Raw genomic sequence first — 15,444 nt, forward strand, 5'->3', positions numbered from 1 at the left:
AGCTCCCCCTGGTTCCAGATCTGGCCGACCCCCGGGCGCAAGGTCGAAGGGTCGGCACATCGCTGTATGAGCACTGCAACGAAGATCTCAGCACAGCGGGTTTTCTTCCTTGGTTCAGGCGCAGCACGCTCCGCGGCCCGAGATCCATCAAGCTCCGAACGGATGCAGGTCAGTGCTGTAACAGCACCCCTGGTCGAATGACTTTCCAGCTGCAGCCACGACGCATGCAGAGGACCGCATCGATGTACAGCCGTACACATGTACCTTGGTATCAAACGGGCCGCCCAAGTCAGTTTGGCATCCTCGGAGAGGGTGATTAGCTGCAAAAGCAGGGTAGGACGCTGCAGTTGTTTCAGCAGGGGCGTGTTTCTTCTGGTTCAATCAAAACCCGCGTTCTCTGTATTTTTCGATAACCAAAGGCAGCCTAAAACCCAACATGGCTCATTGAAAGCTTCGCGAGAGCTCAAATCCGTCGACGTTGAAGCAGGCAAGTTCAGCTTGCCAAACCAGAGCGTCCATTTTTCTTAGCAGAAACAACCAGCTGGTGGTCTGGGTGTCGTAGCTCTGGCTTAGAAAGCGAGGCAACAAGCAGAAGCTATCCGCCCTGGCAGCGTTCAACTCCGAAGTCGAGATTCAAAGGCCAAGTCGAGAAGTTCTGCCGATCGGGCGAAGGGGCACCTAAAGGGTAAGTGGAGCGGCCCCCGATTCGACCGGACATGCGGCGCAATCGTGAGGGCCTGGGCGTAAGCCTAGGAGGCTGTCCGAGTAATTGCTGGTGATGTGGAAACGGGTGTGATTCGATCTTGCCTATGAGCAAGACCTTTCGGCCGTGGGACATCGATCAGGCGTGGCTGCTTGAACCGTGCCAGGTTTGCTGGAGGCTGTTTGGTGTGAGTCAGGCCGCCAGGGGGGGGTGGTCTCCTGATCGGCGTAGTGGAGCGGATCTGGCGGCGCGAGGGGCTGAAGGTGCCGCGGCGGCAGCCGAAGCGGGGGCGGCTGTGGTTGAATGACGGATCCTGTGTTCGGCTGCGGCCGTGCTGGCCGGGGCATGTCTGGGCGTATGACTTCGTGCAGGACCGGACGCATGACGGGCGTCGGTTCGGCATGCTGACGGTGATCGACGAGTACACGCGGGAGTGCCTGGCGATCGTGGTGGCCCGGCGGCTGACGTCAGACGACGTGCTGCAGGTGCTGACGGATCTGTTTGTCGAGCGTGGTCCGCCTGGGCACATCCGCTCTGACAACGGGCCGGAGTTCGTGGCGAAGGTTGTGGGCGGTTGGCTTGGCCGGGTCGGGGTGACGACGCTGTTCATCGAGCCCGGCAGCCCCTGGGAGAACGGCTACAACGAGAGCTTCAAGGGCAAGCTGCGGGACGAACTGCTGGACCGGGAGGTGTTCTATTCGCTGCGGGAAGCCGAGGTGCTGATCGAGCGTTGGCGGCGGCACTACAACACGGTCAGGCCGCACAGCGCGCTGGGCTACCGGCCGCCGGCGCCGGACGCGGTGTTGCCGTGGCCGGCCGGTCCCGCCTACGCTCCGCTCCGCTCCGGCAGGGCCAGCCGGCCAGGCCAGAACACGGGCCAAGTCTCTCATAGCCCGTATCCCCGATCCGGGGCAGGTCATGGCGAGGGCGACATCAGAGACACCGTAACGCTTCGCCAGGTGTGACATCGGCTTGCGCCACACCTGCTCGTACAGCTCCTCACGAGACACTCGCATCTTTCCGCTCCGCCTTCCTGTCAGATTTGTCGAAGCGCGGCTTCCACGACGGCTCCCACAAAGCTGGGGACGTCGACGTCGAGAGCTTCGCCGACACGTTGTGCAGCCTTGAGGTCGAGAGGTGGCTTCCCGTTGGCGAGTGCCGTCAGAAAGGCCGGCGCGACATCGGCCTTCGCGGCGAGGTCGTCGACGGACAGCTCGCCCTCCTTGAGGATCTTCTCGAAGGCATATGCCAGGCTACGTTCGCGGAGCAGGGCGCGGTATTCGCTTCGCCTGTTCTGAGCGCGCATCTCCGGGTCGCGTGAGTCGATGAAACCCCGGCGTTTGCGGAGCCAACCGTAAGCGACGTTGCCGTCGACGGTGCCGGGTTCTCCAGCCCGACGGCCTGCCTCCACCTTGATGAGGTCAGCGCTGAGTGAGTTCCGGACCGCGGCCTCCTTCATCCCGGCCAGCAGCGCGAGTTCACGCACGGTGAGGTCATCCCCACGTTCCAACTGCCAACGCGCGAATGCCATGTCCACGACGATGCGACACTTGCTGTCGGGGATCGCCATCGGCGAGGCGTTGCCATCGGTCGACTGCAGGTTCACTCCATGGCGAAACTCGTTGATGTCCTGCGCGCGGTCGTCGTCGAAGCGCGACGGCCTTCCGACCTGAAACGCATAGTCGTAGGACAGATCCATGAAGGCGGTGATGGCGAAGCGCGAGAGGTCGAACTTGTCCGGGTCGTCCTCAGCGTAGGGATAGAGCGGGTTGTCGGTCTCAAACCCGGTCAGCAGCTCGGCGGCCTCCGTGCTGCCGTACTGCGCTAGATGGTTGGCCATTACACGGACGACGAGCCGCAGCTCATCGAACATCTCGTCTTTGGTGAAGGGCGGCTTCGACATGGGGCTCTCCCTTACGCCGCGAGTCGGGCAAGCTGGGCGCGAAGCGCCTCGCGTGCCGCGTCGATCGGCGCAGGGGCTGTCTTGACCGACAGCTCCACCCGCGGCTTGCGGCCGAGGAAGTAGGCGATGCGCTCGCCGTTAGCGCCACTTGGGTGAGGCAACCCCTCGAGGACGCGGCTGCGATCGATGACGCCGAGGCGCACGAGGTGCTGCATGGCGGCCAGCGCCTTCGGACCGAGAGGCAGCCAGATGGCGTCCGGCAAGGCGCGGGCCTCACTGGCAAGATGCGTCTCCACCATGCGGCGGAGAATGGGAGTGCTGAGCATGTCGGGCGTGCCGTTGTAGTTCTCGCCGGCGACGAATACGGGATAGCGCAGAGCCGAGGTGAAGTGTGCCAGTTCGCGGGCTGGTTCGAACACCTCGGCGCAGCTCGCCGTGCCGAGCGTGTGCTGGGCGCCGACGTGGTCGAGCATGGCCACCAGGTTGTCCCGCATCGGGCCGCTGAAGGAACCGGTGAGCTTGGCGCGTCGAGAGGCCTCCGCATGTGGCAGCCCGGCCTGCAAAGCGGTCCGGAAGGCGGCGAGGGCGTTCTCCGCCTGCACTGCCCCAGGCGTGATGCCGAGGACGACGAGCTTGGCCTTGGTGGGGACATGGTCGAAGGGAGCGTAGACGACGGAGAGCCTGCCCTCGGCGTGGAGCGTCAGCGCGGACAGCATGTCGCCTTTGAGGAAGGCGCCGCTGCGATGCGCGGCAACGATCGGGGCGAAGCGCGAGACGAGGTCGGATTGGGTCAAGGTATGGTGCATGGTGATGTTGTCGGGTCCTGTCTGTCTGTTCGGGAAGGGTGGCTTCAGCGCCGGTGGATGCGGCACGTGCGGTGCCCCGTTGTGATGACGGAGCCGTCGGCGGCGACGACGAGGTAGGTCTTGTCGAACCAGCGCTCGAGCATGGCGTAGGCCCGGTCGCCCCCGATGGCTCGGCGGATGCGCTTGCGGGCCGCCTTGTCGATGAAGCGGATCTCGGATCCGTCGTGGCTATGGCTGGCGGAGCCCTCGCTGTGGATCAGTGAGACCACGAGGCCGGGTATGGCGCGCTGCTGCTGGCGCTGCTGTCCGTGATTGGTGAACCCGATGTCCATTTCGTCCCTCCATCCGCTGTCCGGCGGCGCCAAGCGCTACGGTGATGAAGGTTAGTCACATACATCATTCTAACATGCAATAGCGATGTGATGAGCGTGAGTCATGAGATGCACATTTTCAGATCGCTGGCTCTGCCTGCCCCACACCTCGCCAGCTACCGTATATATGATAATGTCCTTTATCAGACGTGACGTGCTTACATTGAGGGGGCCTCGTGCCGATGCCATCCAGTCGACCTGGCCAAGATCCTGTCTTACCCAACCTCACGCCGGAGCAGGTGGCATACTGGTATCTGCGTCTGAACGGCTTCCTTCTCCTGGAGAACTTCATTCTGCACGACGTCCGGAACGGTGGCCAACGTACCGACGCCGACCTCCTAGGTGCACGCTTCCGCCATCGGCGGGAGTTCAGCTTCGATAGAGCCGAGCCCATGGAAGATGACACAGAGCGTCTGCGGCTTTCGGAGCGGTTCGACGACGTCGTGATGGTCGAGGTGAAGACAAACCAGCCCTGCACTCTCAATGGCCCATGGACCGACCCGGACCGCCAGAACCTTCACCGCGTGCTGGCAGCAATCGGATGTATATCGCAGGACCAAGTCTCGAACGTAGCGGGCCGCCTCTACGCTGAAGGTGTGGTGGTGCATGGGGACCGGCGTATCCGGCTCATCGCTGTTGGGCGCGACCACAATGCCGAACTCCAAGCCAAGTACAGCGACGTCGTCCAGCTCACTTGGGATGACGTCCTCACCTTCATCTGGCGGCGCCTGACGACCTTCCGCCGACAGAAGCGGGACGTCTCACAGTGGGACAGGAGCGGGAAGGTGCTTCATCGCCTTGCTAATCGTCACTACGGCGAGCCGGTGCAATTCATCGGTATGGTGAAACGTGCCATCGGTGTCAGGCAAGCGGGAAACACGTGAGGCGCGCATGATGGAACTCCTCGTGGGAGGTAGGCTTGCGCCAGCGGCCAAGCTGCCGGGTATTGTTGTCACGTCTGGAGAACGCGCCGGCCTTCGCTTCCTTGAGTTCTTCGCCGCTGCCATCCGTAACCCACATACGCGTCGTGCCTACAGCAAGGCGGCAGCCGACTTCCTAACCTGGTGCGAGAGCGCCGGCCTGTCGTCGCTCACCGCTGTGCAACCGCTGCACGTAGCGACATGGATCGAGATACAAACGCGGGAGCACTCGGCACCGACGGCGAAGCTGCGCCTGGCAGCGCTACGTCACCTGTTCGACTGGTTGGTCACGGGCCAGGTGATCCCAACCAACCCTGCTGGATCAGTGCGAGGGCCGCGGCACAGTGCTCTCAAGGGTAAGACGCCGGTGCTGGATGCCGCCGAGGCACGGCAGCTGCTCGACAGCATCGATACCAGCACGCCCGCTGGCCTTCGTGACCGAGCGCTGATCGGGCTCATGGTCTACAGCTTCGCCCGCATCGGCGCCGCGCTTGGCATGACGGTGGCGGACGTGTTTGTGCAGAACCGCCGGCTCTGGGTGCGACTCCGGGAGAAAGGCGGCAAGCGGCATGAGATGCCCTGCCATCACACGCTCGAGGAATACCTGCACGCCTACATTGACGGCGTTGGCCTCGGCGCCGATCCGAAAGGGCCTCTGTTCCGCACGGTTGGCCGCGGCACGAAGACGCTGACACGCACTGCCCTACCGCAGGCCAACGCCTACGCCATGGTACGCCGGCGTGCGGAGGCTGCAGGTATAGACACAAAGATCGGGAACCATACCTTCCGGGCCACGGGTATCACGGCATACCTGAAGAACGGCGGCACACTCGAGAACGCAGCCGCCATGGCCAACCACGCCAGCACCCGCACTACGCAGCTCTACGACCGGCGGCGCGACGACATCAGCCTCGACGAGGTCGAGCGCATCAGAGTGTGAGGCCGAACCCAATCCTAAGGGCTTCCGGTGAACCCGAAGTGGCAAATGCCGGCTTCGGCTTCAGGCGATCAAATGTTCCTTCAGGCCTCGAAAAATTATTCTCACCCCCCGAAGTCAACGCTTGATGGAATCGACTCTTTGAGCCACAAAGGGGTGCGCCCAAGACGGCGTTTGGGGGTCTCAGCTGGAACCTGAGCCCCCCCAAGTCCGAAACCCAACAGCTGAAAGGCATGTCAGTGCAGCTGCTATTGAGTGAGGCTGATTTTACCAGCCTCAGCCCCGAGACGCAACGCGAGCTTCTGGACTACCTCCGCGGACGACGGCGCACCCTTACCCCGCAGGGGCCGGACGGTGGCGACGACTTCGATTGGGATGAGGTGATCGATCTCACCCTGGACGATGTGAAAACGTTCATGGATGGGTGCAGCCCTGAGACAATCGAAGGGCTGAAGGTAGTCGCCGAGCACGGGCCAATCATCAGGGCCAACCTGCTGAACGCCGCGGGCATCACAAACTACGCGCACTTCCAGGGACGCGTTACCAAGCGCACCCGGACGGTCACGAAGAACCGGCACGCGTTCCTGTTTGGATGGGACGACTGGTCGTCTCCAGAAAACAGCGCGATCGGTTGCGGGCGCTACGGGGTGACTCCCACCACCCACAAGGCTCTGCGCAAGTTCTTCGGGCTCGACTGATCCAGTCATCGGGGGCGTGCAGCGCGCGCCCCCGATGGTCGTCACTTCTGTTCGGCCAGGTTGGGCCTGACTCCTCTACGCCGGAGGCGGCCCTGGTTCCGATCGAGCACGCGGCGCACCTGCCAGGGCCGCCATCCCCCTCCCCCGCGTGGTGTGCGCACGCCCCGTGCTGTGAGCGCATCAGCGAGTTCCTGGAGTGTTGTGGCGCCCGCACGCGACGGCGTAGAGCCTGATCCGATAGCGCGAGGGGGCACCGTGGAGCGACTGACCGATCTGGACGAGATGGTCCTACGCTGCCGCACAGCCCAGGCCGCCGACCACCTTGCGGAGGCCGTCGCCTGTTATCGGGCCGGGGCGTATAGGGCCTGCATCGTCGCAACGTGGGTGGCCGTCGTCTACGACCTCCTCGATAAGGTCCGCGACCTCGCTCTGCACGGCGAGGCAAAGGCGAAGGCCTTCGTGGCGGAGTTCACCGCGATACAGGATGCGCACCGGCGCGGCGACCCTGATGCCCTGCGGCGGTCGCTCGACTTCGAGCGCCTCGTCCTCGACCGCATGCGGGACGAGTTCGAAATGCTAACCCCCACCGAGCACCTCGACTTGGCGCGCCTGCGTGAGGACCGGAATCGCTGCGCACACCCCACGGTGAACCAGCCTGACGAGGCGTACCGGCCGACGGCCGAGTTGGCGCGGCTGCACCTTCGCAGCGCCGTCATGCACGTCCTGCAGCAGCCGCCTTCGCAGGGGAAGGCTGCGCTCGAGGCGCTAAAGCGGGATTTCGGCTCGAGCTACCTGCCACGGCGCGAGGATGAAGTGCTCGCGTTCCTGAAGGCGAGTCCCCTCGCGAGAGCGAGGGACGGGCTCGTCAAGGAGGTAGTTGGCCATCTCGTCGGCAACTTCTTCGATGGCCACTCTGGTCCCCCAGTCGCAGACGCCATCACCGCCATCATCGCAGGTGTGCGTCGCCTCTACCCTATCGTGGCAGACTTAGAACTCGGGCGTAGGGTTAGGGCCGAACTGGCCAAGCTGTCGGACACCAACCTATTTCTCGCGGTGACCTTTATGGCGGAGGTCCCTGGCTCCTGGCAGCTTCTCACCGACGCTCAACGGACCCGCTTGGAACTCTACATCCGGGACGGGGACGCGGCCCAGATCGCCCCGGTGCTGACTTATGCCGAGAAGATAGAAGGTTTGGCGGACGCAGCGCGAAAGCGAATCATGATTCTCAATGCTGATGAATTGGAAACGGTCGCGGTGCACGGCCGTGGAGAAACCGTGCTGCAGCGCGCGTTGGCGCTGCTCGAGAAGTCAGGCTCTTGGGCGTCGAGCAATGCGTTGATTCGCAAGGTCGTCTCTCCTGCCTTGGCAACGCTGACCGCGCATTTTGTAGATGAACTGCTGCGTGTTGCAGCAAGCAATGGCGAGGTCCGCTATGCCACGGCGTATGTGCGGCTCATCGAAGCAGTTGAAGCGCAGCGCGTGATCCCTGCCGAGCAGCTAAGGGTGCTGTTCAAGAAGCACGGATTGGAGGACAACGACGAAGAAGGCGAGGCTTAGGTTACTGCCGTGCCCGTCGGGGAGACGTGCTTCAGATCGCTCACTGCCGGATAGGCGGCTGAGGCAGCCGTTGATGGCTATTCTGCCATCATGCTTCTTTGTCTTGCTCGTCAGGTCTCGGGAAAGAGGCTCGGGAACAGCAACTCAATCGCCTGCATCGGAAAGCGCAGCGACACAGGCCCCTTCGGCGTGTCCGAGCCCAGAATGCCATCGTCCACCAACAGGCTCAGCAATTCTCGTGCGCTGCGTTCCTTCAGGCTGGTGATGCGCGAGGCGTCACCACGCGGTACCTCCCCCTGCTGCAGCACTCGCTCAAGGAGCAGCCAAGCTTCGGGCCGCCAGCCGCGGCGCTCCGCGTAGAGACGCAGCCGCTCAACCAGGGTTTCAAGCGCGAACAGCTTGGCCATGAAGGTGACCTGGTCCTGGCAGACCTTCAGGAACCAAGCAGTGAACTCTACCAACGCCTTCCGCGAGAGATTGCCCCGGCCATCCAGATCGCCCTGCCGAGGCATGTCGGCATGGTCCATCATCCGCTTGTAGTCGCCACGGCTTGCAGCGCCCCGCGCCAAACCTCGCGAGACTGACCACAACCCATGGGCACCGATGCCGGCATGAAGTGCCATCGCATGGCTCATCAGGCGGCTGACACGGCCATTTCCGTCAAGGAAGGGATGGATGTAGTTGAGACGATGGTGTGCCGCGGCCATGGCCATGATGCGGCTGCCTCTTCCCAGGGATAAGAGCCGGTAACGCTGCTCGAAGTGAGCCATGAAGCTGCCTACCGCTCCCGGCGATGGCGGCAGGTGCCGGCCTACTGTCACCTCCTCAGTGGGATCGCTCCGGAACTCGCCTGGTGTCATGCGGAGGATCAGCTCTCCGCTTTTCACGGTCAGCATGGCTTCCGGTGCATCGGCATAGAACTCGCGATGCAGCCAGCGGATGAACTCGACCGAAGCAGGGTCGCCGAGCGTGCCGGCGGCATGCTGTCTGTCGATCTCTCGCTGCACGCGGATATGGGCACGTGCTTCGAGCTGGAGGTCTCGTCGCTCCGGCGTGCTCTCGAGGTGCCCCTGCAACGCCGCCTCGATCTCACGTGGCGTCGTGTTGTGACCTTCGATTAAGTTTGAGTAGTAGCAGTTCATGATCCGCACAGCGTCGGCCAGGCCGGCCGCTGAGCGTGGATGAAGGCGTGAGCCAAGAGCAGCGGCCGCAGCCGAGAGGCTTGCCACGAGATCGACGATCTCTGCTCCCGCCTCATCGAGCAAACAGGGCTCTATGCGTGTCGGTGCTTCGATGGAGAGTGCTGCAGAACGCATGCGGAAAGTTTGCTCTGCTTTTTGCCGATGTCATTTTGACGGAACGCACTGATAGCACGACAAAAAGATTGCTCATAACCGCAACGGATGCCGATGTTTGTGCCGATCATTGGTGCTTAGCCAACGCATTGAATTGCCAGACTTTTCCCGGGTTCTCACGGCCTTTGCCTGCCGATCGTCGTGAGCTCTATCGCTCAACCGTCGCTCTAAAAGCTGACTATCAGAAAGCTACTAAGTAGCTATCCGTTGACTTTCTTGTAGTCATCTGGTGTCTGCCTGGATGTAGTGAGGTAGCGAGGAGGGGGCTCGTTCATGCCCACGATCGTGTTCGCGTCGCCGAAGGGTGGGGCCGGGAAAAGCACTTCGGCCGTCGTGCTAGCGACTGAGCTCGCCCGGCGTGGTGCCGAGGTCGTCGTCATCGATGCAGACCCAAACCGCCCCGTCAGTCAGTGGGCCGGCCGACCAGGTCGTCCGGAGACGCTCACCGTCCTCGCCGAGACGACCGAGGCTTCAATCATCGATGACATCGAGGCTGCCGCGGCTCGTGTTCCCTTCGTCATCGTGGACCTTGAGGGCACGGCGAGCATGACGGTGGCCTATGCCATCAGCCGTGCCGACCTGGTCATCGTGCCCACGCAGGGTAGCCAGCTCGACGCTGCCGAGGCTGCCAAGGCCATTCGTCTGATCCGTCAGCAGGAGCGGGCCTTCGGTCGGAGGATCCCCTACGCGGTCCTGCTAACCCGGACCTCGGCCGCCATCCGGCCGCGGACCCTCCAGCACATCCGCGAGGAGATGGAGCGGAACAACGTGCCGGTACTGAACACGCAAATGCATGAACGCGAAGCTTTCCGAGCGATCTTCAGCTTCGGCGGCGTGCTGCAGAGCCTCAATGCGAACCAGGTGAGCGGCCTGGATGCAGCCATGAAGAACGCCCAGGCCCTGGCGGTGGAGGTCGTTGATCTCCTCAAGGATGCTGAACAGGACAAAACGGAGGTCACGGCATGAGCACCGAACGGGCATCCCTGTTTGGACAAGACGCTGACATGGACCTCTCGGGCTTCAAGCCAAAGGCGCCTGCCCGACCCGAGCAGGTGAGGGATGTCGCCGAACAGGCGGGCTTCAGGAGCAGGGAGGGAGCCAGAGAGCCCGTCGAAGGTGAGATCCCTCGTCGCGAGCCACGCAGGTACCGGACTGGTCGGAACGTCCAGCTCAACCTCAAGGTCCGGCAGGAGACAGTGGATGCCTTCTATAAGCTGGCAGACGAGCATGGCTGGGTTCTGGGTGAAGCCTTTGAGCACGCCGTCGATGCCTTGAAGCGTGAGCTTCAGAAGAAAACCTGATAGCCGTCGGAGAGCTAACTGGTAGCGACCGGATATCCTTAGGGGTCGTCGCGTTGCCGGTTATGGATCACGACCGATTCGCGAGGAAAGGGGACTCTGCTGACGCTCCGAGTCGTCCACAGGCGACGAGTTATCCAGAGGACTCCACTGACGGAAATAGGGGACTCTGCTGACGCAGATGCGAGTCGCCCAGGGGACTCCACTGACGAATCTAATAGTTAAATCCTAATAGCCTTCGACTAGCTCCCGTCAGTAGAGTCCACCTTGCGCTCATGGGCTTCCATCCAGGCAAATGCAGAGCATGGGCGATGTTCACCAGCTGATCCTGCAGCACGGCGTCGAGACAGCACGGTCGATGGCTGCAACGAAGGGTGAGCGCCTGGCTGTCGACGCCGCGGCTCAGGTGATGAGCGACGAGGAAAGCCGCCTCGGCATCACCCATGCTGGGTTCGCCATGACCTCGCTGCCGCACAAGCGGATTGAAGAACCCTTCTGGCGGCGCGAAGGGCATCGAACGACGCTGCTGGTTGAGGCAGGTCGAGATAGGCGAGGCGTTCTGGTTGGCGTGCCCTACGGCTCCATCGCCCGACTGATCCTCCTGTATCTGCAAACCGAAGCCATCAGGACCAGCTCGCCCGAAGTCGAACTCGGCCGCTCCATGAAGACGTGGATGGGGCGAATGAGCCTGACCACTGGGGGCAAGACCTACCAGCTCGTGGCAGAACAGGCTCGTCGCATCTCAGCGTGCCGGCTGACCTTCTTCACCGATCGGAGCCATGGCGCAGAGGCCAGGCACAATGGTGCCTTCGTCCAGGACGCCATCACGCTCTCCGGCGTGGTCGATGACGAGGCACAGCCGTCGCTCTGGCAGGACCGCGTGCGGCTGGATGAGCACTTCTGGCACTCGCTGAAGGAGCACCCTGTTCCAGTACGGGAGGAGGCGATCAGGGCTATCGGAACACGCAGCCTTGCGATCGACGTATACATCTGGCTGGCCTATCGGCTGCATTCGCTCACGAAGCCCACATCTGTGAGCTGGGCCGCCATCCACGGTCAATTCGGTGCCGGCTTCAAGCTGGTCAGGCAGATCAAGCCGACGTTCTGCGAGGCCCTGCAGCTTGCTCTGGCCGTCTACCCAGACGCACGGGTGGACGTAGATCGAAAGGGGATCGTGCTGCATCCCTCACCGCCAGCAATACCGAAGCCGGAAGTCAGGCGCCTCGGCATCATCTGACCTATGCAGACAGCCGATCCAGAGAGGGGACTCTACTGACGCCGGTACAACGGGCGGCAGGCCGGATCGACTGACAGAAACTACCAAGAGCGCAGACCGTAGCTGGTTATCGAAGAGGGGCGGCTGAGACGATAGTGGATCCGATGATGGTCCCCAACGTTCGTCCCCAAGCGCGGTAGAGGCGATCGGCCTCTTCGTGGGTAGTGCCGATGACCATGCACTGTGTCGTGTGGACTCGGCCAGGGAGATAAATACCCGCCATAGCCATCCTAACTCGGTACGTTGTAGCGCCGCGCTGAATCGAGCCGGATGCTTGAAGCAACTGCGCTGGCCGGCCGCTAATACGCTCAAGCGTGACATGTGTCGCGCGGAAGCCGGCCATACCCGTATCGCGAAGTGCTTTATCCGCGTCCTCAAGGCTTGGCTGGATGGAGAAGATTTGGTCTACCTGAGCCTGCGTTAGACCTTGGGTGTTGGGATGGAGTTGCACCCAAGCGTTGCAGGCCAGTGCTCCAGCCTCGCTAATATCCTTGGCTATGGATATCTGAAGGCCAAGTGCAGTGTGATCTACGCGGATCCAGTCTCGCGGATGGTAAATCTCCATTGCAGCTTCACGTGAGCCAGCTTGAACCCAGTCCCGGACATCGACGGTCGGCTGAGCCAAGGAGCTCACGATACTAGCGATGATAAAGGCGGTTAGGACTGCCAAGCGACATGCGTGGTCTATCATGCGTAGTCCAGGGGAATGATGCGTGAAACGGCGCGCTACGCGGAGCCAGATTGGCATCGTGGTCCCAACTACGCGCCTGTTCACAGCAGCCCATCCACGCGGTGTTCTGGGAGTCGATCCGCTGAGAGGCCCCTGGGTGGAAGGGGGAAGCAATCAGGCACAGAAGTCTCCCTGGGCGCTGAGCCGTGGTGCCGGAGGGGAAGGTGATCGAGCCGTTGAGCTGGGGTGCTAAGGTCCTCGGCGACGACGATGGGAACCACCCCAGGGTGTCTCTCTAGCGTGCCGATGAGTTCCAGGAGCCACCCTGCATATGCCCAGTCGCGACCCTTTCGCTGGCCGGAGTTACCCGGACGCCGAGGTCGAACATGTACTGGCGAAGGCGATTGGCACGCTCTCTGACCCACGCCGGGATTGGAACCGGGGTGTATCCGACGAGGCCGGCATCATGCTCCATCATGCGTGCTCCCGTGTGATGGCATCCGGATCGCTTCGCAGCGGCACTTCGACGGGGGGAGGTCTCAAAATCTGAGACACGCTGTCGTTCCCATCTATAGGTGCAGTTGCAAAAGCAACGACCAGCTGAATGCCGGGGTACCGCCGAAGCCCTCAGCACCAGAGCGCCTGTCGTGCCACCAGCATCCCGACAACGCTGTGCGATGCTAGGAGCGACGGCTGATGCGAAGCCGGTAACGGCCGGACCTCGCGAACCAGTGATGTTCGCCTCGATGTTTCCTGCTTGTTCTCAAACATGCCTTTGAGGGAAGATTCGCATGCAGGTCACGCCACCCCACTGGCTCTCTCGGTCGCCGATCGGCCCGGGGACCAACACGGAGGAGGGGGCCGGCAGAGGCTTGGTCGCCGTAGGTGGCCAGCTCCCCGTGGCTGAAAGGCTCGGAAGACACAGGAACGCCCTCGGACCTGGCCCCAGTGGGGATCGGAGCCGGGGGCTTTCCCGTTTCTGGCCTGGTTCATCTTGATCTCAAGCTGCGTCAGCTCGCTTCAGCCGCCACTGAGTTTGATGGAGACCGACCAATCTCCCGCTGAAGGCGTGGAGGGCGCCGTTGAGTTCGGCTTTGTCGCGGGGAGTGTCAGATCTACGCCATTCAAGTTCCACACAGCTGCACTCAGCTTGTCCCGGATCTCCCGGAAGCAGCCGATCGTGCATTGTGCAGCGACTGACGCCTGCCCTCCGACAGCACCGACAACGGTCAGCGGGCCCAGCATCGCAAGATCATGCTCCAGCAGTCTCCGACTCTGGCTGATCTGCTTGGAGCGACAGGCCGGCAGCGTGTTGGATGTAGCGTCGACCACGAGACCTGCATCGCTGACGAGGGTCCATTCCTGCTCGACGTGGCCTGGAACGCCGGGAGCCAGAGAGCACAGCCCGCCAACCCAAGCGGCCAGGCCTCCGTCTGTCAGGGCTCGCGTGGAGCTGGCAGCCCAGAGCGACCAAGCCGGAATGCCCCCCCCCCCAAGCCTTTGCCTCGCCCGGCATGGTGACCATCGTCGACGAGAAGTTCGTCCCGGATCTCACTCCCCAGGTCGCTTGGACCAGGGAGGTGCTGCACAGGTGCCGGGGTAGGCTTCTCCTCCTCGAGGCGATCGACGGGCCAGCCGTGCCCGTCTACCTGGTGATGGCGATCGTCCAAACCCTCCGGGGGCAGGGCTCGAACAGCACGGGCTTCGCCGTCTCTTGCCCCCCTTCGGCTGGACGCTGCCCCTGAAAGTGGCAGCTGCTCGGTAAGGCCCATCGGTCTGAGGCTGCAGAACGTCAAGCACGCCAGCCGACTGCTGCAGCGACTTAGCCAGGTGCCACGAATGGCCTACCCGCCGGATGAGGAGGCCGAGCCGGAGCACCGCCTCGCAAGAGACACTATCGGTGTGTTGGTCTGGCAGCCCGAGGCGATCGAGAGGGTCGTGCTCCGAGGGCTTGATCTGGTATCGTGACAAGCATACAATATGCACAAGACGCTATGCCTACCCTTCACGCCTACGCCGATCTGGCAGCTCACCTCACTGGGGCCCTCCCTTCTTTCTTTTAGAGAGAAGGGGGAGGAGGTGGAGAATGTCTACAGACCTGGGGGTAAACCCCAGGTCTGTAGACCTCTCAGCCGTGGGGGGAAATCAAGCTACCTACAAGATAGGTTGCAGATAGAACTCTATCCTCAGCATATATTTGGGGAAGGGTTCTCGCAGTTGGCCTGATGACGTGCCAAGGCTGCTTACACCCGATCACACTTGAAAATCGAGATACCCCCCGGGGGGGATCATGGACTACGATTTCGCCTACCCCCACTTACACTTCACTCGGATCGAGTAACACGTCGGCTGACATGATCAGATGCTCCACAGGTCAATACTCGACCTCGAATTCATTGAGGCGCTGCAGCAGCATCCAGGCGGCACAGCTGGGCCAGCTTGATGTGTGTCGGCGTTCGACGAGTTAGATGGTCGAGCCTCACCCTGCTGAACCAGGCACCGGTACCCTTGGTACGACAGCCACCAACCACGGGGATGGTTGGTCGCCTTCCTGGTTCAAAGCTCCGCGGCAGCCCTCTCCGGCCACTGATCGGGACAACTGACCATCAATCGTCAGGGCGGTCTTTCTGGTTCCGGCCCTCGTCAGTCAGCGGCACGGCACCATCCAAGACCAACCAACCCCCCAATCTCGAGTGCTGCTGAGAGCTGCCCCGTGCTGGGTGACGGCTCAGGCATTTCGCTTCGCTCGCTGCGCTCGCTTGCGATGCCCGCCGTCACCCAGCACGGGGCATCTCCCTGGCACACGAACAAAACAAAAAGCGAGCACCTAGCTCCCCCTGGTTCCAGATCTGGCCGACCCCCGGGCGCAAGGTCGAAGGGTCGGCACATCGCTGTATGAGCACTGCAACGAAGATCTCAGCACAGCGGGTTTTCTTCCTTGGTTCAGGCG

Annotated in this window: 11 protein-coding genes and 1 pseudogene; 8 read left to right on the forward strand and 4 right to left on the reverse strand. The window is 62.4% G+C overall.

Features of this window, described 5'->3' with window-relative positions; translation table 11 throughout:
* Positions 1-933: 933 nt before the first annotated feature.
* Positions 934-1,554 (forward strand): annotated as a pseudogene (locus tag JJI54_RS31450) (IS3 family transposase); the annotation flags it as partial.
* A 185-nt stretch (positions 1,555-1,739) separates the two neighbouring features.
* Here the strand turns inward: JJI54_RS31450 and JJI54_RS31455 are convergent.
* The 3 genes from JJI54_RS31455 to JJI54_RS31465 are packed head-to-tail and all read right to left on the reverse strand — an operon-like array spanning position 1,740 to position 3,744.
* On the reverse strand, positions 1,740-2,606 hold the full coding sequence (locus JJI54_RS31455; RefSeq protein ID WP_203077398.1) for a hypothetical protein: 867 nt from the start codon (positions 2,604-2,606) through the stop codon (positions 1,740-1,742).
* An 11-nt stretch (positions 2,607-2,617) separates the two neighbouring features.
* On the reverse strand, positions 2,618-3,400 hold the full coding sequence (locus JJI54_RS31460) for a hypothetical protein (RefSeq protein WP_203077400.1): 783 nt from the start codon (positions 3,398-3,400) through the stop codon (positions 2,618-2,620).
* Between the two features lie 56 nt (positions 3,401-3,456).
* On the reverse strand, positions 3,457-3,744 hold the full coding sequence (locus JJI54_RS31465) for a hypothetical protein (protein ID WP_203077402.1): 288 nt from the start codon (positions 3,742-3,744) through the stop codon (positions 3,457-3,459).
* 215 nt (positions 3,745-3,959) lie between these two features.
* Between JJI54_RS31465 and JJI54_RS31470 the strand changes: the two genes are divergently transcribed.
* The 4 genes from JJI54_RS31470 to JJI54_RS31485 all read left to right on the forward strand — a co-directional run bounded on the left by JJI54_RS31470 (position 3,960) and on the right by JJI54_RS31485 (position 7,895).
* The gene (locus JJI54_RS31470; RefSeq protein WP_203077404.1) at positions 3,960-4,667 is read left to right on the forward strand and encodes a hypothetical protein; all 708 of its coding nucleotides are present in this window, start codon (positions 3,960-3,962) and stop codon (positions 4,665-4,667) included.
* A 7-nt stretch (positions 4,668-4,674) separates the two neighbouring features.
* A complete protein-coding gene (locus tag JJI54_RS31475) occupies positions 4,675-5,643 on the forward strand; it encodes a tyrosine-type recombinase/integrase (RefSeq protein WP_226382290.1) in 969 nt (322 codons plus the stop codon).
* Positions 5,644-5,873: 230 nt separating this feature from the next.
* The gene (locus tag JJI54_RS31480; protein WP_203077406.1) at positions 5,874-6,338 is read left to right on the forward strand and encodes a hypothetical protein; all 465 of its coding nucleotides are present in this window, start codon (positions 5,874-5,876) and stop codon (positions 6,336-6,338) included.
* Positions 6,339-6,593: 255 nt separating this feature from the next.
* A complete protein-coding gene (locus JJI54_RS31485; protein WP_203077408.1) occupies positions 6,594-7,895 on the forward strand; it encodes a hypothetical protein in 1,302 nt (433 codons plus the stop codon).
* Between the two features lie 110 nt (positions 7,896-8,005).
* Here the strand turns inward: JJI54_RS31485 and JJI54_RS31490 are convergent, their stop codons facing one another.
* The gene (locus JJI54_RS31490) at positions 8,006-9,211 is read right to left on the reverse strand and encodes a Fic family protein (protein WP_203077409.1); all 1,206 of its coding nucleotides are present in this window, start codon (positions 9,209-9,211) and stop codon (positions 8,006-8,008) included.
* 312 nt (positions 9,212-9,523) lie between these two features.
* Between JJI54_RS31490 and JJI54_RS31495 the strand changes: the two genes are divergently transcribed.
* The 3 genes from JJI54_RS31495 (at position 9,524) to JJI54_RS31505 (ending at position 11,785) form a co-directional block, all read left to right on the forward strand.
* Positions 9,524-10,216 carry a ParA family protein gene (locus tag JJI54_RS31495; RefSeq protein WP_203077411.1) on the forward strand — a complete coding sequence of 231 codons (693 nt, stop codon included), beginning with the start codon at positions 9,524-9,526 and terminating at the stop codon, positions 10,214-10,216.
* Positions 10,213-10,551 (forward strand): hypothetical protein, encoded by a 339-nt coding sequence (locus tag JJI54_RS31500; protein ID WP_203077413.1) that lies wholly within the window; start codon positions 10,213-10,215, stop codon positions 10,549-10,551. The genes JJI54_RS31495 and JJI54_RS31500 overlap by 4 nt, the downstream gene beginning before the upstream one ends.
* 301 nt (positions 10,552-10,852) lie before the next feature.
* Positions 10,853-11,785 carry a replication protein RepA gene (locus JJI54_RS31505; protein ID WP_203077415.1) on the forward strand — a complete coding sequence of 311 codons (933 nt, stop codon included), beginning with the start codon at positions 10,853-10,855 and terminating at the stop codon, positions 11,783-11,785.
* The last annotated feature ends 3,659 nt before the right edge of the window (positions 11,786-15,444 follow it).

Origin of the sequence: Falsiroseomonas ponticola, assembly GCF_016805305.1 — a bacterium.
GTDB lineage: Bacteria > Pseudomonadota > Alphaproteobacteria > Acetobacterales > Acetobacteraceae > Falsiroseomonas > Falsiroseomonas ponticola.